Source organism: Streptomyces sp. NPDC044033, assembly GCF_056434425.1.
Genome location: NZ_JBWKFF010000018.1, coordinates 25,070 through 42,113, shown reverse-complemented (window position 1 = coordinate 42,113; position 17,044 = coordinate 25,070). Strand labels below are relative to the sequence as shown.

Genomic DNA, 17,044 nt, shown 5'->3' with positions numbered 1-17,044 from the left:
CTCGCCTCCCGGCGACAAAGGACTTCGGATCTCCTCCCCCCCCCCCTCCCCCCCCCTCCCCCCTCCCCCCCCCCCCCTCCCCCCCCCCCCCCCCCCCCCCCCCCTCTCCCCCCCCCCCCCCCCCCCCCCCCCCCCCCCCCTCCCGGCGGTTTTGTGCGGCGCCGCGCGGGGGGCCGGCTCCGGCCCGCGCCCGAACGGCCACATCCCCGGCGGAGATCCCGGCGGCGGCGGGAGCGCGGCGATCCGGGAAAATGGCGGTGACACCCGAGGCGACAACGAGGCAGGACCACGTGGCAGGACAGGACAGCGGCGAGCGGCACCGCCCCCGGCCCCGGCAAGAGGCGGCCGAGCTGCTGGAGACCGTACGGGGGCTGCTGCGCGGTCTCGCCGCCGTCCCCGAGGACGGGCTCGACGACGCGCTCGACGCCGCCGCTTCCGCCCTCGCCGCCGCCCCCGCCGGGCCGCGGGCCGTGAGCCGGGCGCTGCTGCGGGCCGCCGGGGAGCTCGTACGGCGTGCCTGGGAGAACGGCTGGCAGCCCGCGGACGTCGCCCGGCTCATGCGGCGCGAGCCGGGTACGGCCGTGTCGCGCCACGTAGCCGACGCCATCGCCGCCGAGGCGCGCCGCTACCCGCCGGAAGCGCTCGACGCCCGCTGGGCCGCGGAGCTGGCGGCGGTGGGCGCGTCGTCGGTCTGGTGGGACGGTGACGAGAGTTATCTGGAGAGCCTCGCGGGGCGCGAGCGGCTGAGCCGCTTCGAGACGCTCTCGGGCTTCCTCGGCGCGCTGCGGCTGCTCGGCCGCCTGCCGCGGATCACCGCGATCGGTCCGCTGCCGGGAGCCGCACGGGCGCGGTCCGTACGGTCCGTACCGGCGCGGGACGGGTCCGCCGCCGGGCCGCGGCTGCTCGGCAGGGTCAGGGCGCTGCTGGCGAAGGCGGAGTCGACCGAGTTCGCGGAGGAGGCGGAGGCGCTCTCCGCGAAGGCCCAGGAGCTGATGGCGCGGCACTCGATCGACGCGGCGCTGCTGGCCGCGGAGGCGGCGGCCTTCGGGGAGTCGGGGGAGGCCCCGAGCGCCTGCCGGATCGGGGTCGAGGGGCCGTACGAACCGGCGAAGGCGCTGCTGCTCGACGCGGTCGCCGAGGCCAACCACTGCCGGGCGGTGTGGTCGGGCGAGTTCGACTTCTCCACGGTCGTCGGCTTCGCGTCGGACCTGGAACTCGTCGAGCTGATGTACACCTCGCTGCTGGTCCAGGCCACCTCCGCCATGCGCCGGGCGGGCGACGAGCACCACGCGCGGGGCCGCTCGCGCCGTACGCGCGACTTCCGGGAGTCGTTCCTCATCGCGTACGCGGGCCGTATCCGGGACCGGTTGGCCACCGCGGCCGGCGAGGTGGCCGCGGAGGAGCCGAGCGAGGTCCTTCCGGTCCTGGCCGCCCGGGACGTGGCGGTGGGGGAGAGCGCCGAACGCCTCTTTCCCGCCACCACGTCCCACCGCCTCAAGGGGCGCGATGCCGAGGGGTGGGCGCACGGCACGGCGGCGGCGGACGCCGCGGTGATCCACCGGAGGTAGTTTCCCCGGGCGCGCTCCGTGGGGCTGTCGCAGCCGTGTGCTTCTGGTGCTGCTGCCCGCCCATCACAGAGTGGCTACGTGCCCCCCAGTGCCGCTACCCGCCCACCGCCGCCTTGACCTCGGCCACCACCCGACCCGCCCCGTCCTCGGCGCCGATCGCGAGCGCCGCCCGCGCCGCCCCGGCCCGGTACGAGGCGTCCGTCACCGCCGAGCGCAGCGCGTCCGCGAGGCGGTCCGCGGTCAGTTCCGCGAACGGGAGCGGGGCCGTGGCGGCGCCCAGCGACGTCAAGCGGTGCGCCCAGAACGGCTGGTCGGCCATGACCGGTACGGGGACCGCCGGCACCCCGGCCCGCAGCCCCGCGGCCGCCGTGCCCGCGCCGCTGTGGTGCACGACCGCCGCCATCCGCGGGAAGAGCAGGGCGTGCGGCACGTCCCCGATCGTCAGCACGTCGTCACCGCGGGAGGCGGCGGACGACGCGGAGAGGCCCGCCGCGCCCGCCTGGAGGACGCCCCGGAGCCCGGCCGCGCGCAGCGCCCGTACGGCCAGCTCGGACAGCCGCTCGCCGTCACCGCCCGCCATGCTGCCGAAGCCGATGAACACCGGCGGCGGGCCCGACTCGACGAAGTCGGCGACCTCGGCCGGGAGCCGGGCGTCGGCCGCGTGGTGGGGCCACCAGTTGCCGACGACCTCCAGGCCCTCCCGCCAGTCCGCCGGGCGCGGTACGAGGGTCTCGCTGAAGCCGTGCAGAATCCGCCACCCCGCCGCCTCCTGGCGGCGGCGCATCGCGCCCGGTGAGACGGCGGGCAGCCCCAGCCGGTCGCGGAGGGCGCGTGCCGCCGCCGCGTGCAGGCGGTCGACCACGCGCAGGGAGACACGGCCGGCCGCCCGATTGCCCCAGCGGCCGAGGGAGCGGGTTCCGCCGACGACAGGGGGGAAGCAGCCGGTGGGCGCCACCGGTTGGAGGTACAGGCCCAGGGAGGGGATCCCCGACGCCTCCGCCGCGTGCCAACCCAGCGGGGCCGTCGTGGTGGACAGGAGGAGCAGGTCCGCGCCCTGCGCGGTGGCGTCCTCGATGCCTTGGCCCAGCTCCTGGATGAACGCGGACGCCTTGCGCAGCAGGGTCCCGGAGCCGTTCGCCGGACGCTTGCCGCCCGCCGGGCTGCTGCTGTCCGCCGGGCCTCTGCCGCCCGCCGGGCCTTCGGCGCCTGCCGTGTCTCCGGCGCCCGCCGGGCCTCCGCCGTTCGCCGCGCCTCCGCCGTTCGGATCGGCGGGCAGCGCCCGGAACTCCAGCCCGCTCGCCCGTACCAGCGGCTCGTACGTACCGTGCGTCGCGAGCGCCACCTCGTACCCGGCCTCGCGCAGCCGCGCGCCGACGCCCGTGTACGGCGCGACATCGCCCCGCGACCCGGCCGCCATGATCAGCACCTTCATGGTTCAGGCCCCCCGTCCGGCATTGGCGTGGACGGCCGCGCACAGGAACCGGTCCAGGCCGGGGCGCTGTTCGGAGGCCGGTACGACGAGGGCGAAGGCGCGGGCGTCCGCCACGTAGTCGTCGGCGATGCGGCAGTGCATCTCGGGCGAGCAGGGCGTGAACCACCGGCCGATGTGCCGGCGGTGCTCCTCGGCGAGCCCCATGACCAGCTCCCCGTCGGGCGCCGCGCCGGCGTCGAAGGCGTCGAGCAACTGCCCCCGCCATGCGGCGGCCTCGGCCATCAGCTGCCGCCAGTCCTCCTTGGTGTGCGCGGCGGCGCGGGCCATCGACTCCTGGTGGCCCGCGCTGTGCCCCCACTTGAGGTGCGCGTCCGTCGCGTAACTGAGGTCGAAGGCGACCTCGCCGAACACCTCGAACCGCTCCTCGGGCGTCAGCTCGACGCCCGTACGCCGCACCTCCATGGCGCGCTCGGCGACCTCGACGAGCCGCTGGAGCCTGGCGATCTGCTCGTTCAGCAGCCGGTGCCGGGAGCGCAGCCGGTCGAGGACGTCGTCCCGCGGGTCCGCCAGGACGGCGCCGGTCTCCTCCAGGGAGAAGCCCAGCTCCCGGTAGAAGAGGATCTGCTGGAGCCGCGCCAGGTCCGCGTCGCTGTAGAGCCGGTATCCGGCGGCGCTGCGGTCGCTCGGCGCCAGCAGCCCGGCCTTGTCGTAGTGGTGCAGGGTGCGCACCGTCACCCCCGCGAAGCCGGCCACCTGCCCGACCGAATAGCTCATGGGATCGCCTTTCGTCGTGATCCAGGCTGCGGCCTGACGTGGGGTGAGGGTCAAGCGGGGGCGTCGGAGGGCGGGTCGCCGGGTGCGAAGTACCGGCCCGGGGACACGCCCACGCTGCGCCGGAAGGCCGCGACGAAGGCGCTCGGCGAGCCGTACCCGACGCGGCGCGCGACGGAGGAGACCGTCGCACCCGCCGCGAGCAGCGGCATCGCCGCCTGCAACCGCAGCTGAGTGCGCCACTGCCCGTACGTCAGGCCCGTACCGGACACGAAGGCCCGCGCCAGCGTCCGCCCGCTCGCCCCGACGGCCGCCCCCCACTCTGCCAGCGACCGCCCGTCGGCGGGGTCGGCGAGCAGGGCCCGCGCGACGCGCCCGGCCCGTGGCTCCTCGGGTATCGGGGCCCGTACGGTCGCCACGGACACCGGCCTGAGCTGGTCGAGTACGACGCGCTCCGCGCGGCCGCGGGCGGCGGCGTCGAGGCGGCCCTCGGCGAGATGGCAGATCAGCTCGCGCAACAGCCCTGATACGGCCACGACCTGCGGCGACTCCCAGTGGACGGGGCAGTGGTCGGGCCAGAAGAACAGGCTGCTCAGCAGCGCGGCGCGGACCGCGCCGGTGGAGTGCGGGGTGCCCGCCGGTATCCACAGGGCCATCGACGGCGGCAGCACCCAGGTCGCGTCGGCGGTCTGTACGGCGAGTACGCCGCTGCGCGCCCAGTTGAGCTGGTGCGCGCCGTGCTCATGGCGCTCGAACCACTGGCCGTCGCTCATCGCGAAACTCCCGACGACGATGGCGCTGCCGCCCGGCGGTATGAACTGTCCTTCTGGCGACATGAGTTGTCACTCCACCCCGTATTCGGCACCGTGCCGTCTGCCTAGCCTTGCCGTATGCCCATGAACCTCATCCACCGCCGCGTATGCAACTCCGACAAGTGGGCCCGCGCCGTCGAGGACCAGCTTCTGCCCTGGGCCCTGGACGGCGTCGAGTTCGGCTCCGAAACGCTGGAGATCGGACCGGGATACGGCGCCACGACCCATGTTCTGCTGCGCCACGCCGAGCGCCTGACCATCCTCGAAGTCGACCCCGATTCGGCGAAGCGGCTGGCCGACCGGTACGGGGGTCGGGCCGAGGTCATCCACGGCGACGGGGCCGACATGCCGCTGCCCGACGGGCGCTTCGACTCGGTCGTCTGCTTCACGATGCTCCACCACGTTCCGTCGCCGGAGCTCCAGGACCGCCTCTTCGCCGAGGCCCGGCGGGTACTGCGGCCGGGCGGCGTCTTCGCGGGCTGCGACGCGCTGGACAGCTGGCGCTTCCGCTTGATCCATATCCGGGACACCTGCGTGACCGTCCCGATGGACACCCTGCCCGCCCGGCTCCGGGCGGCGGGCTTCGCCGAACCGGAGATCACGACGGGTCCCGGCAGGTTCCGATTCCGCGCGCGCCGGGCCTGATCATGGGCCTATACGGGGGCGGCACGGGACGGCACGAGCCACGAGCGGGGGGAGGCCGACTGCGCCATTGGTCGTAGCATGCCGGAAATCATGGGATCGGCCTTGTCTTCTTCAGGGGTGCGTGTCGCAATGGGCCATCGTCGCTGACTGACCGTCAGATCCACTGTGCTCCACGGGGAGAACGCTCCCCGGGGCGGCCCTCATGCCCACTCATGCGGTGCGCCCGCACGACGGCGGTCGGCGACGTCAGCCCGTACACCCCACATGGAGGCGGGGCCCCATGAGACACGTCAGAGGCAACACGCGCAGCAATCGCAGCAGGCACGTCAGGCACGTCAGGCACGGCATCGGCGCGGCACTGGGCGTCGGCGCGCTGGCCCTGGGCGCGCTGGCGACGGCCCCGGCGGCGGGCGCGATGACGGCGGACACGGCCACGATCTCGTTCGACTGCGGGCTCTTCGGCTCCGGCTCGGCGACGCTCACGGCCAACCACAGCGGAACGTCCGCGACCATCAGCCTGTCCACCTCGGCCATCACCTCGCCCATCGACCTGGCGGCGAACTCGGTCAAATCAACCCTCACCCTGACCAACCACGGCACCGGATCCAAGACCTTCTCCGGCAACTCCAACCCGGCCATCCCCGCCAACGCCGAAGTAACCACCGGCCCGCTGACCGGCACGGTCGCGGCGGGCGACAGCCTGGCGGCCAAGAAGCTGAAGGTAGTGGTCCTGGGCGTCACAGCGACCTGCAACGCCACCTCGACCCAGTCCCCGGGCCCCTTCGAATTCTGACCCGGCCCCGAACCCGACCGCGCCCCCGCGACGTGCACGCCGCGGGGGCGCCGGCCACGCGGGCCTACGGCAGGGGACAGGGCAGGCCGCGATCGTCGCGGTTGGGGGAGCACGTCACGAGGGCGACCGAGTGGAAGACGGTGCCTTTCAGGTAGTGGCCGAGGGACGCGTCCCCACCCCATGCAAGCCGCTCCACAGCGGCGTTCACCAGGAGGAGCAGACGGACCGTTTCTCGCTCCTCCGCGGAGGCGAAACGAGGAGAGAACTCCGCGAGACGAAGCGCCAGCCACTCCCCGGCTTCTTTCGGTTCCTGCCAGGTGCCCTGGACCGTGGACGCCGGTTTCATCAGCCAGTGCGCGGTCTGAAGCGGTGGTACGAGCGTGACGGGGAACTCCGCCACCGCTGAGCGGTAGCGCTCGATCACCTCCGGTGCGCTGCTCGCCGTAGGGGGAGCACCCGGCGGCCGCCTCAAGCTCTCCGTATCGAACGCCTTCTTCTCACCCAGCCAGGCGTACCCGTGGATGTGCACGCGTATCCCGTTCCAGAGGGAGGGACGGCCCCGTCCGCCAGCGTGTGGGCGAGACCGTCGAAGAGGGGGTGACCAGGGCGTCAGGCGGAGAGCCCGAACCGCGCAGGGTCGATACCGGCCGCGTCCAATTCGGCTGTGGTGAAGCGCAGCGGCTCGGCGGCCGGGCGCTTGCTGTCGCCCAGGGCCCACGAGTCCGGTGCGATCCGGGAAAGGGTTACGCACGTCTCGCCGTCCGGGTGTGTGTTGCCTCCGCACGCCTTGCTGAAGCGGGCTCCGGTGATGTCGAGGCTGTACAGGTCGGTCATCCGGTCTCCTTGATTCAGAGTTCGGGTTGTGGCACCACTGATGCTTCACTCGGCGAGCGGTTCGTTCCAGGACCTTTCCTGTTGGGGCAAGAACTCGTCCCGAGCGCGCTCGACGAGAGCTCGCATGCCAGCGTCGTAGACCGCTACCGCTGCGAACCGCTCGAAGGTGTCGAGGTAGAGCCGCACGTCCTTCGGATCACGAGTGGTGACCTCGGAGTGGAACGTCTCCACGATGACGAGCCGGTCGTCATGCAGGCTGAAACAGGTCATGGGGAAGTCCGGCATCAGCTGGCCGGACGGCACGACACCCAGTGAGACGTTGGGCAGACGGGACACGGAAACGAGCCGGTCCAGCTGGAGTGCCATGATCACGGGCTCACTGATACGCCACCGCAGGACGTGCTCACAGATCAGGAAGCGGAAGAACCGCTCCGGCTCGTAGAGGGCCGCCTGCCGTTCGAGACGTACGGCCACGGTCTTGGCTCTGGTCTCCTCCGGCAACGACGGTGGCAGGGCGAAGACGGCGGAAGCGTACTCGGGTGTCTGGAGGAGCCCGGGGATGAGCTGCCCCTGAAAGAGCCTGAGGGTACGAGTGCCCGCCTCGACGGCCCGGATCGTCTTCTGGTGCTTCCACGGGCCCATGCGGCGCAGCAGTCGCCACGCGGTGGTTTCGGTGGCCTCGGCGCGAGCCGACGCCAGAAACTCCTCCTTGATCTCTTGGCTCACGCCTATGGCGGTGAGGACCAGGTCCACATCCTGAACGGTTGGACGCACCTTGCCGGTCTCGATCTTCGAGAGCTTCCCGGCGGACATGGCGGCCCTGCGGGCCACCGCGTCACCCGTGAGGCCGGACGCGTCGCGCAGCGCCCGCAGGGCTCTCCCGATCGACTCGGCGGTCAGCGGCACCGCTCCCAGTACGCTGCGAACGGCATCGCTCCGCTCAGGGCGCGGTTCCGGTAGTCCCGATACTCGGGGCGTCGGTGGGCAGGGAGTGGTTCGGCGCCGATGAACGCGCCCTCGCGCGTGTAGTGCATGCGGTATACGTCCCGGTCGTCGAACAGCCAGAAGTCGTGATCCGGCAGGCCGCCCATGTCGTGGTCCGCCAGGTCGATGATGCCGATGGCCTCGCCGGCCCTGATGTTCCCCGGGTAGGAGGACAGCTCGTACCGGAGATAGCCGGTCAGCGGAGACCTGAGCACATGGACCCGCGAGATCTGCTTGCCCTTGTCGGTCATCGACCGGACCCATGGGTTGTCGTCCCAGTCGGGGCCCATGTCCCCGCCGGCCAGGAAGCGCTCGAACTCCTCGCGCTCCTCCTCGACGTCGTAGACGGAGAGCGTTTCCAGCCGGAACGCGGTCTGCTCGAAGGCCTCGAAGAGCCGGCCGAACTCCTCACCGCTGAGCACGGAAGTACTCCTCCAACACCGCCGCCGGAACCACGACGGCGGTCTCGCCCATGGGCAGAGCGAGCTGCGCCAGCCGCTCGGGGTCGGTGACGACATAGCCCTGGACCACGTAGTCCTCGGCGTCCTCGGTGCCCCACAGAGTCGGGCACGTCCCATTTCTGCACTCCGGGTCACCGGACAGCTTCCGCAGCATCCTTGCCCCCACGTGTCGGCATACGCACGCCTGTCAGGCTCGATGCTCCCGAGCCGGTCGCGGCGGGGTCAAGCACCCGATCTTTCCGGAACGGGAAAGGCCGCAGGATCCTCAGGCATCCGGGCCAAGCGTCCGGGCCAGGCGTCCGAGCCCGGCATCCAGGCCAGGTGCCCGGCTCAGCCGCCCCGCCCCGGTGTCTCCGGTATCCCGCTCAGGCGTCGGGGGCCTGTGCCCCGGCCACGCCGATCGGGCAGGACACCCCCGTCCCCCCGATCCCGCAGTAGCCCGCCGGGTTCTTGTCCAAGTACTGCTGGTGTTCCGGTTCGGCCGGGTAGAAGGGGCGGGCGTCGGCCGGGAGGATCTCCGTGGTGATGGTGGCGTGGCCCGACGCGGTGAGGACCGACTGGTAGGCCGTGCGCGAGGACTCCGCCTCGGCGGCCTGGGCCGGGGTGTGGGTGTAGGCGGCCGAGCGGTACTGGGTGCCGGCGTCGTTGCCCTGGCGGAACCCCTGGGTGGGGTCGTGGGACTCCCAGAAGATCTTGAGGAGCGCGGCGTACGAGGTCACGGCCGGGTCGTAGATCACGCGGACCGCCTCCGTGTGGCCCGTGAGGCCGCTGCACACCTCGTAGTACGAGGGGTTCGGCGTGTGCCCGCCCTGGTAGCCGACCAGCGTCGTCCACACCCCCGGCGCCTGCCAGAACTTGCGTTCCGCGCCCCAGAAGCAGCCGAGGCCGAAGTCGGCCGTCTCCAGGCCCTCCGGATACGGGCCCGCCAGCGGGGTGCCGAGGACGGTGTGCCGGTCGGTGAGGGCGAAGGCCGGTTCGGGGCGGCCCTTGAGCGCCTCCTCCGGGGTCGGGAGGTGGTTCTTGTGGCGGTTGAACAGCATGGGGGCTCCTCGGGCCGGACAGGGCGGGGTGCTCCCTCGACAACGTTCCGGGCGGGAGGGGCATTCCGGCCTCGTTCCGGCGCCGCCCCGTTCCGGCCCCGCCCTGCCCCGCCCGGCCGCAGGACTCAGCCGCCGGTGCTCAGCCGCGCGGCGGCAGCGTCGCCGGGCTGCCGCCCTGCGCCTCCCAGCCCGCCACCGCCAGCGCCCGGTACGCCGCGTACTCCGCCGCAGGGCTGGCCCCGTACGACCACGGGACGGCCCCCACATGCCCGTCCACCCGGCGCAGCTGCTCCATCGCCTCCGGATAACGCTCCGCACGGATGAGGAACCACACCAGCAAATGGCGTACGTGCGGTAGTACAGGATGATCGGCAGGGGCCTGCTGAACGGCGTAGAGCGCACCCTCGATCGCCCGCGAGACCACCGCGCTGCGGTACAGGCCGCGCACCAGGTTGACCTCGGAGAGGTGGTCGTGGACCGCGAACAGCGGCAGCGCCGGCAGCAGGGTCCCCCGCGGCGCCGCGCCGGCCGCCCGCTCCGCGAAGGCGTCGGCCTGTTCCGCCGAGCCGTGCCACGCCGCGCTCCAGTAGCGCAGCGCCACCAGATGCGCCCCCATGTGGTGCGGCGCACGCTTCACGACCGTCTCCCACACGGACTGGAAGTCGGCTTCGCTCGCGCCCATCCCGCGCGCGACGCCCAGCTCGACGATGTACGGGACCGGGTCCCCGGGGGCCAGCAGCGCGGCCTCGCCGCAGACCGTACGGGCCTCCTCAAGGATCATCCGGTAGTCCTGCGAGGACGGGTCCCGCAGCGCCTGCTGGAGCAGGAACTGAGCCTGCACGGCCGCGCCGCCCGGGTCCTTCGGCGTCACCACCCGCCATTGGCGCAGCCACATGCCGCCGGTGCCGGGCGCCTCGGCCAGCTCCATCGCCGCCGCGCCCGCGAGCGTCTGCACGCGCTGCCAGCGCAGCTCGCCGGCGGCGTCGGTACCGGCCAGGAGCCGCGCCGCGGGCTGCCAGTCCTGGGTGCGGCGGGCCTCGTCGAGGGCGTCGAGCAGCTCCGGGTCCGGGCCGGGCAGCCGCACGTCGAGCTGTTCCGGCGGCACGAATCCGTACGCCCCCTCGGGGTCGGTCGCGAGCCGTGCGCCCTGCGCGGCCTGCTGCCCCATGCGCCTGCGGCGCATCGCGGGGACTGCGGCGACCCCGCAGATCATGACGAGGGCGATCAGGATGAACAGAAACTCCATGGGGCGTCCCGTTGGGTGGTCGTAAGCGGCGAACAGGCTGATAGGTGTGGAAAGCGGGGAGGGAATCGTTCAACGGACGGGGGCGGCGGATCGTTCATCCGCCGGTGACAAGTGAACAGCAGTGTTCCGGGATGCGGGGTACTACCCTCGGGTCAATGAGCGACAAGCACTCACAGCCGCACCCGGCCCAGAATTTCGAAACCCTCGCGATCCACGCCGGGCAGGAGGCCGACCCGCTGACCGGCGCGGTCGTTCCGCCCATCTACCAAGTCTCCACCTACAAGCAGGATGGTGTGGGGGGACTGCGCGGCGGCTATGAGTACAGCCGCAGCGGCAACCCCACCCGCACGGCGCTGGAGGAGAACCTGGCGGCGCTGGAGGGCGGCAGCCGCGGCCTTGCCTTCGCCTCCGGGCTGGCGGCCGAGGACTGCCTGCTGCGCGCCCTGCTGACCCCCGGCGACCACGTCGTCATCCCGAATGACGCGTACGGCGGCACGTTCCGCCTCTTCGCCAAGGTCGTCGAGCGCTGGGGCGTCCAGTGGTCCGTCGCCGACACCTCGGACCCGGCCGCCGTACGGGCCGCGATCCAGCCCCGTACCAAGGTCGTCTGGGTCGAGACGCCCTCCAACCCGCTGCTCGGCATCACCGACATCGCGGCCGTCGCCGACATCGCGCGCACGGCGGGGGCCCGGCTCGTCGTCGACAACACCTTCGCCAGCCCCTACCTCCAGCAGCCCCTCGCGCTCGGCGCGGACATCGTCGTGCACTCCACGACGAAGTACATGGGCGGCCACTCGGATGTCGTCGGCGGCGCGCTGATCACCTCGGACGCCGCGCTCGCCGACGAGCTGGCCTTCCACCAGAACGCCATGGGCTCCATCTCCGGCCCCTTCGACTCCTGGCTGACCCTGCGCGGCATCAAGACGCTGGCCGTCCGCATGGACCGGCACAGCGCCAATGCCTCGCGCGTCGCCGAGCTGCTGGTCTCGCACCCCAAGGTCACCCAGGTCTACTACCCGGGGCTGCCGACCCACCCGGGCCACGAGATCGCCGCCAAGCAGATGCGCGGCTTCGGCGGCATGGTGTCCTTCCGGGTCGCGGGCGGCGAGGAAGCGGCCGTCGAGGTGTGCAACCGGGCCGAGCTGTTCACCCTCGGGGAGTCGCTCGGCGGCGTCGAGTCGCTGATCGAGCACCCCGGCCGGATGACGCACGCCTCCACGGCGGGCTCCGCCCTTGAGGTCCCCGCCGACCTGGTGCGCCTCTCCGTGGGCATCGAGTCCGGCGACGACCTGCTGGCCGACCTCACGCGCGCGCTGGGCTGACGCCGGGCCGCAGGAGGTGCGCGGGGCCCCGGCCGTAGTACGAGGCGGGGCCCTGTTCGTACGGGCGGTGAGGCGCACCGCGCCCGTACAGCCGGTGAGGCGCACCGCGTCCGTACGACCGGTGCGGCGTACCGCCCCGTTCACCACCCGTCCAAAGGCGGGGCGGTGTCCGACGGCGGCGCGACCCACGGCTGTACGAGCGCCGCCCAGACGCAGAACGCCACCACGGCCACCACCAGCAGCACCCACCCCAGCCGCCGCAGCGCCCGGCGCCGCAGCAGCAGCCTGCGGCCGCGCTCGGCGGCCCGTACGGCCAGCTCTGGGCGGACCACCGGATGCGATGTGTCCAGCATCCGGCGGACTTCGTCCTCCTTGCGGTCGTGGACGCTCATGGGGCGGCCATCTCCGTGCGCCGCCCGGCCGCGGGGGCGCGGCTGCGCATCGTGGCGACGGCGCGGGTGCACAGGGCGCGCACGCGCTCCACGGGGAGGCCCAGCTGGGCGGCGGTCTGCTCCTCGGCCACGCCTTCGTACAGGCGCAGGACGAGCACCAGGCGCTCCTGCCGGGAGAGCCGCCCCAACAAGCCGGTCCGGGCGGGCCGGTGGTGCCAGGCGGCGTGTGCGAAGCGGGCGGCCAGCTCCTGGCGGGTGCGGTCGTACGGGTCCTCGCCGCGCAGCCGGTCCCAGTCCGCGTACGTACGGGCCAGCGCGGCCGTCAACAGCCGCTCGGCGGCCTCGCGGTGCGGTTCCTCCTCGCCGGTCAGCAGCGCGGCGGCGTGCAGCAGCCGGCCGCCCGCGCCCCCGACGAATGCCTCGAACTCCCGGGCGCGGCGGCGTTCCCGTGCCGCTTGCCGCTCTCCCACCGTGCCTCCCGTGCCCTTAAGCACACGGCAGGCCGCGCACCGGGTCAAGAGGCCGGACGGGGCGGTCCGGTGGGCGGATCAGGAGGACGGCGGCTCCTGGGGAAGCGCGTTGTGGATGACGGACAGGGACGAGTTGAACCGGGTGAGCAGCGTGGTGAAGGCGTTCCGCTCGTCCTCGGTCCACTCGTCCGTCACGATCGCCATCAGCTCGCGCCGCGAGGTGCGCACCTCCTCCAGCCGCGCGGTGCCGCGCGGCGAGAGCTGGAGGACGACGGCGCGGCCGTCCTCGGGGTGCGAGGTGCGCTTGACCAGGCCGGAGTCCACGAGCGGCGCCACCTGGCGGGTGACCGTCGAGGAGTCGATGCCCATGCCCGCGGCGAGCGCCTTGACGCCCATCGGACCTTCCTGGTCGAGGCGGTTGAGCAGCAGATAGGCGGCGCGGTCCATGGAGTTGCGGGCCTGGCCGACGCCGCCCAGGCGGGTCTGTTCCGCCCGGCGCGCGAAGACGGCCACTTGGTGCTGGAGCGCGTCGAGGACAACGGGGTCGATGGCCGCGGTGGTCTCTGATTCGGGGTTCGGTCCCCGGGTCGCAGCGGTAGTCGTCATGTCCGAAGGGGTGGGCATGGCCGGAGGCTCACTTCGTGCGGTGGGCTGAGGATGGGGGACACAGTACGCGGCCCACGGGCCGCCCGTACCGGCGCTGCGCAAACCAATGGTTACGCACGGGCCGCAGCGGTCACAGGAGGGGCGAGCTGCGAGACTTGCGGCCATGGCCCTACAACTTGGTGACGAGGACGGCCCCGAAGGGGCTCCGCTGCCCGCGATCTCCCTCGACGATGTGCGCAGCGCACAGAAGATGCTCTCGGGGGTGTCGCGGTCCACCGTGCTGGAAGGCAGCCGCTTCCTGTCCCGTCTGGTCGGCGCCCCCGTGCACTTCAAGTGCGAGAACTTGCAGCGCACCGGCTCCTTCAAGGTGCGGGGCGCGTATGTGCGGATCGCCGGGCTGAACTCGGCGGAGCGGGCGGCGGGCGTCGTCGCGGCGAGCGCGGGCAACCACGCGCAGGGGGTGGCCCTGGCGGCGTCCCTGCTGGGGGTGGCCTCGACGGTCTTCATGCCGCAGGGCGCGCCGCTGCCGAAGGTCGCCGCGACCCGGGAGTACGGGGCCGAGGTGCGGCTTGAGGGGCAGGTCGTCGACGAGACGCTGGAGGCCGCGCAGGAGTACGCGCGGCAGACGGGGGCCGTCTTCATCCACCCCTTCGACCACCCCGACATCATCGCGGGGCAGGGCACGGTGGGGCTGGAGATCCTGGAGCAGTGCCCCGAGGTGCGGACCATCGTGGTGGGGATCGGCGGCGGCGGGCTCGCGGCGGGCATCGCGGTGGCGGTCAAGGCGCTGCGGCCGGACGTACGGGTCGTCGGGGTGCAGGCGGCGGGCGCCGCCGCGTACCCGCCGTCGCTGGCGGCCGGGCGCCCGGTGTCCATCGAGGCGCCGACGACGATGGCGGACGGCATAAAGGTGGGGCGGCCGGGCGACGTCCCCTTCAAAATCATTGGCGATCTCGTGGACGAGGTCCGTACCGTTTCCGAGGACGAGCTGTCCAGCGCTCTGCTGCTGTGCCTGGAGCGTGCGAAGCTCGTGGTGGAGCCGGCCGGGGCGAGCCCGGTGGCCGCGCTGCTGTCGGCGCCGGAGGCGTTCGAGGGGCCTGTGGTCGCCGTGTTGTCGGGGGGCAATGTGGACCCGTTGCTGATGCAGCGGACGCTGCGGCACGGCATGGCCGCCGCGGGCCGGTACCTCTCGCTGCGACTGCGTCTGACGGACCGTCCGGGCGCCCTGGCGGCGCTTCTGGACGTGCTGTCAGTGGTGGACGCTAACGTCCTTGATGTGAGCCACGTACGGACCGATCCGCGGCTCGGGCTCGCGGAGGCGGAGGTGGAGCTGCACCTGGAGACCAAGGGGCCGGAGCACTGCGCCGAGGTGAGCACGGCCCTGCGCGAGGCGGGCTACAGCGTCCGGGAGTAACCCTCGCGGTATCGCGACATAGGTGTATCGCGATGTATCGCGTCTGGGGTAGCGTCCGGGAGGTGTCGGCTCGATGGCGGCCTTACGGTGGACAAAAGCCGTGGGGTCGTCAATTCCGGCGAAACCTGAAAATTCACCGTGGAACCATCCCAAAAACGGGGGTACATCCATGCCAGGCGCCATTTACGCCGAAGGTCTCGTGAAAACCTTCGGCGACGTAAGGGCACTGGACGGCGTCGATTTCGACGTCCCGGAAGGAACGGTGCTCGGAATGCTCGGCCCGAACGGGGCCGGGAAGACCACGGCGGTGCGGGTGCTCACCACCCTGCTCAAGCCCGACCGCGGCAAGGCGGTGGTGGCCGGCATCGACGTCCTGCGGAAACCCAACGAGGTCCGCCGCTCGATCGGCCTCTCCGGCCAGTTCGCGGCGGTCGACGAATATCTGACCGGCCGCGAGAACCTCCAAATGGTCGGCCAGCTCTACCAGATGAACGGACGCGCCGCGAAGGCGCGGGCGGTGGAGCTGCTGGAGCGCTTCCACCTCACCGACGCCGCCGACCGGCCCGCCAAGACGTACTCGGGCGGCATGCGCCGCCGGCTCGACCTCGCGGCCGCCCTGGTCGTCAGCCCGCCCGTGATGTTCATGGACGAGCCGACCACCGGCCTGGACCCGCGCAACCGGCAGCAGCTGTGGGAGGTCATCCGGGAGCTGGTGGCGGGCGGCACGACGCTGCTGCTCACCACGCAGTATCTGGAGGAGGCCGACCACCTCGCGCAGGACATCGCGGTCATCGACCACGGCCGCGTCATCGCCCGCGGGACCTCCGACCAGCTCAAGGCCCGTACGGGCGGCGAGCGCGTCGAACTGGTGGTGCACGAGCGCGAGCACATCACCGCCGCGCAGGAGATCCTGCGCGGCTTCGGCAAGGGCGAGGCCACGGTCGAGGAGCACATCCGCAAGGTGACCGTGCCGGTCACCGGTGGCGCCAAGCTGCTCGCCGAGGTGATCCGCGAACTGGACTCGCGCGGCATCGAGCTCGACGACATCGGGCTGCGCCGCCCGACCCTGGACGATGTGTTCATCTCGCTCACCGGCCACGCCGCCGAGACCGGCGAGGACGACGAGAAGGCAGCCGACGAGGGCGGTACGGACCCCAAGGGCCCCAAGGATCCCAAGGGCGCCGGAGGCAAGAAGGCCAAGGGCGCGGACGTGAAGGAGGGCGCCAAGTGAGTACCGCCGGCGACGTCTCGGTCCGCAGCGCGATCCCCCAGCCCCGCGGCGGCGTCATCCAGTCCGTCCGCGACTCCCTGGTCGTCGCCAAGCGCAATCTGATCCGGATGCTGCGCATCCCGGAGATGGTGATATTCGGACTGATCCAGCCGATCATGTTCGTGGTGCTGTTCAGCTACGTCTTCGGCGGCTCGATCAGCCTCGGCGGCAACACGGACCCGACCACGTACCGCCAGTTCCTGATGGCCGGCATCTTCGCGCAGACCGTCACCTTCGCCACGGCGGGCGCCGGCGCGGGCATCGCCGACGACATGCACAAGGGACTCATCGACCGGTTCCGCTCGCTGCCCATGGCCCGCGGCGCGGTCCTCACCGGCCGTACGCTCGCGGACCTGGTGCAGACCGCGCTGACCCTGGTGGTACTGGCGATCGTCGCGGTGATCGTCGGCTGGCGCATCCACGCCGGCTTCCCGAAGGCGCTGGCCGGCTTCGCCCTGCTGCTCCTGCTCGGTTACGCCTTCTCGTGGATCGGCGCGCTGATCGGGCTGTCCGTACGGACCCCGGAGGCCGCCACCTCGGGCGGGCTGATCTGGCTCTTCCCGCTGACGTTCATCTCGAACGCCTTCGTGCCCTCCGACAACATGCCGATGGTGCTGCGGCACATCGCGGAGTGGAACCCCTTCAGCGCCACCGTGCAGGCGGCCCGCCATCTGTTCGGCAACCTGCCGCCGGACTACCCGGTGGCCGACGCCTGGCCGATGCAGCACCCGGTCTGGGCGTCGCTGATCTGGTCGGTCGTGATCATCGTGGTCTTCCGGACCCTCTCGGTGCGGAAGTACCGCTCGGCGACGGCCTGAGCCCACGGCTTCCAGGCGGGCGCGCTGCCCGGCGGACGGCCGGCACAGGCTCTCAGGCCGGCGCCGGGCCGGGGGGGGGGGGGGGGGGGGGGGGGGGGGGAGGGGAGGGGGGGGGGGGGGGGGGTGTGTGGGGGGGGGGGGGGTGCGGTTGGGGGGGGGGCGGGCG

Annotated in this window: 20 protein-coding genes; 7 read left to right on the top strand and 13 right to left on the bottom strand. The window is 72.6% G+C overall.

All coding sequences use genetic code 11. The features are described 5' to 3' along the window. The first annotated feature begins 290 nt into the window (after window positions 1–290). Window positions 291–1,568: a DUF2786 domain-containing protein gene (locus AC07AB_RS28175; protein ID WP_478572324.1), complete on the top strand. Its 1,278-nt coding sequence runs from the start codon at window positions 291–293 to the stop codon at window positions 1,566–1,568. Window positions 1,569–1,662: 94 nt separating this feature from the next. Here AC07AB_RS28175 and AC07AB_RS28170 read toward each other — a convergent pair whose 3' ends face one another. Genes AC07AB_RS28170 through AC07AB_RS28160 form a run of 3 tightly spaced genes read right to left on the bottom strand, consistent with a single transcriptional unit; the run spans window position 1,663 to window position 4,607 of the window. Next, the gene (locus AC07AB_RS28170; RefSeq protein ID WP_478572322.1) at window positions 1,663–3,000 is read right to left on the bottom strand and encodes a glycosyltransferase; all 1,338 of its coding nucleotides are present in this window, start codon (window positions 2,998–3,000) and stop codon (window positions 1,663–1,665) included. Between the two features lie 3 nt (window positions 3,001–3,003). Continuing rightward, on the bottom strand, window positions 3,004–3,774 hold the full coding sequence (locus tag AC07AB_RS28165; RefSeq protein WP_478572319.1) for a MerR family transcriptional regulator: 771 nt from the start codon (window positions 3,772–3,774) through the stop codon (window positions 3,004–3,006). 50 nt (window positions 3,775–3,824) lie between these two features. Further along, window positions 3,825–4,607, bottom strand: coding sequence for an AraC family transcriptional regulator (locus AC07AB_RS28160; RefSeq protein WP_478572316.1), 783 nt, complete (start codon window positions 4,605–4,607; stop codon window positions 3,825–3,827). A 54-nt stretch (window positions 4,608–4,661) separates the two neighbouring features. On the opposite strand from AC07AB_RS28160, the gene AC07AB_RS28155 reads away from it, so the two are divergent. Continuing rightward, window positions 4,662–5,228, top strand: coding sequence for a class I SAM-dependent methyltransferase (locus AC07AB_RS28155; RefSeq protein WP_478572313.1), 567 nt, complete (start codon window positions 4,662–4,664; stop codon window positions 5,226–5,228). Between the two features lie 280 nt (window positions 5,229–5,508). Further along, window positions 5,509–6,021, top strand: a complete 513-nt coding sequence (locus AC07AB_RS28150; protein WP_478572311.1) for a hypothetical protein — start codon at window positions 5,509–5,511, stop codon at window positions 6,019–6,021. A gap of 64 nt (window positions 6,022–6,085) precedes the next feature. On the opposite strand, the gene AC07AB_RS28145 is transcribed toward AC07AB_RS28150, so the two are convergent. The 7 genes from AC07AB_RS28145 to AC07AB_RS28115 form a co-directional block, all read right to left on the bottom strand. Then, window positions 6,086–6,550: a hypothetical protein gene (locus AC07AB_RS28145; RefSeq protein WP_478572308.1), complete on the bottom strand. Its 465-nt coding sequence runs from the start codon at window positions 6,548–6,550 to the stop codon at window positions 6,086–6,088. Between the two features lie 80 nt (window positions 6,551–6,630). Next, a complete protein-coding gene (locus tag AC07AB_RS28140; protein ID WP_478572305.1) occupies window positions 6,631–6,855 on the bottom strand; it encodes a DUF397 domain-containing protein in 225 nt (74 codons plus the stop codon). Window positions 6,856–6,900: 45 nt separating this feature from the next. Further along, window positions 6,901–7,761: a helix-turn-helix domain-containing protein gene (locus AC07AB_RS28135; RefSeq protein WP_478572302.1), complete on the bottom strand. Its 861-nt coding sequence runs from the start codon at window positions 7,759–7,761 to the stop codon at window positions 6,901–6,903. Further along, entirely contained in the window at window positions 7,752–8,261 is a 510-nt protein-coding gene (locus AC07AB_RS28130) for a DUF6879 family protein (protein ID WP_478572299.1), read from the bottom strand. Before AC07AB_RS28130 ends, AC07AB_RS28135 begins: the two co-directional genes overlap by 10 nt. After that, the gene (locus AC07AB_RS28125) at window positions 8,248–8,454 is read right to left on the bottom strand and encodes a hypothetical protein (protein WP_478572296.1); all 207 of its coding nucleotides are present in this window, start codon (window positions 8,452–8,454) and stop codon (window positions 8,248–8,250) included. Before AC07AB_RS28125 ends, AC07AB_RS28130 begins: the two co-directional genes overlap by 14 nt. Window positions 8,455–8,665: 211 nt before the next feature. Further along, window positions 8,666–9,340 carry a peptide-methionine (S)-S-oxide reductase MsrA gene (msrA, locus tag AC07AB_RS28120; protein ID WP_478572293.1) on the bottom strand — a complete coding sequence of 225 codons (675 nt, stop codon included), beginning with the start codon at window positions 9,338–9,340 and terminating at the stop codon, window positions 8,666–8,668. Window positions 9,341–9,479: 139 nt separating this feature from the next. After that, window positions 9,480–10,586 (bottom strand): hypothetical protein, encoded by a 1,107-nt coding sequence (locus AC07AB_RS28115; protein WP_478572290.1) that lies wholly within the window; start codon window positions 10,584–10,586, stop codon window positions 9,480–9,482. A gap of 155 nt (window positions 10,587–10,741) precedes the next feature. Between AC07AB_RS28115 and AC07AB_RS28110 the strand changes: the two genes are divergently transcribed. After that, window positions 10,742–11,908 (top strand): cystathionine gamma-synthase, encoded by a 1,167-nt coding sequence (locus tag AC07AB_RS28110; RefSeq protein ID WP_478572289.1) that lies wholly within the window; start codon window positions 10,742–10,744, stop codon window positions 11,906–11,908. Between the two features lie 140 nt (window positions 11,909–12,048). On the opposite strand, the gene AC07AB_RS28105 is transcribed toward AC07AB_RS28110, so the two are convergent. The 3 genes from AC07AB_RS28105 to AC07AB_RS28095 form a co-directional block, all read right to left on the bottom strand. Beyond that, window positions 12,049–12,300, bottom strand: a complete 252-nt coding sequence (locus tag AC07AB_RS28105) for a hypothetical protein (RefSeq protein WP_478572286.1) — start codon at window positions 12,298–12,300, stop codon at window positions 12,049–12,051. Beyond that, complete coding sequence (locus tag AC07AB_RS28100; RefSeq protein ID WP_478572283.1) at window positions 12,297–12,770, bottom strand: sigma factor-like helix-turn-helix DNA-binding protein; 474 nt, start codon at window positions 12,768–12,770, stop codon at window positions 12,297–12,299. Before AC07AB_RS28100 ends, AC07AB_RS28105 begins: the two co-directional genes overlap by 4 nt. Window positions 12,771–12,848: 78 nt before the next feature. Then, the gene (locus AC07AB_RS28095; RefSeq protein ID WP_478572280.1) at window positions 12,849–13,394 is read right to left on the bottom strand and encodes a MarR family winged helix-turn-helix transcriptional regulator; all 546 of its coding nucleotides are present in this window, start codon (window positions 13,392–13,394) and stop codon (window positions 12,849–12,851) included. Window positions 13,395–13,539: 145 nt separating this feature from the next. Here AC07AB_RS28095 and ilvA point away from each other — a divergent pair, with 145 nt between their 5' ends. From ilvA to AC07AB_RS28080, 3 genes are all read left to right on the top strand, one after another. After that, window positions 13,540–14,790 (top strand): threonine ammonia-lyase, encoded by a 1,251-nt coding sequence (gene ilvA / locus AC07AB_RS28090; protein ID WP_478572277.1) that lies wholly within the window; start codon window positions 13,540–13,542, stop codon window positions 14,788–14,790. Between the two features lie 169 nt (window positions 14,791–14,959). Next, on the top strand, window positions 14,960–16,021 hold the full coding sequence (locus tag AC07AB_RS28085; RefSeq protein WP_478572274.1) for an ATP-binding cassette domain-containing protein: 1,062 nt from the start codon (window positions 14,960–14,962) through the stop codon (window positions 16,019–16,021). Further along, window positions 16,018–16,878, top strand: coding sequence for an ABC transporter permease (locus tag AC07AB_RS28080; protein ID WP_478572271.1), 861 nt, complete (start codon window positions 16,018–16,020; stop codon window positions 16,876–16,878). The genes AC07AB_RS28085 and AC07AB_RS28080 overlap by 4 nt, the downstream gene beginning before the upstream one ends. The last annotated feature ends 166 nt before the right edge of the window (window positions 16,879–17,044 follow it).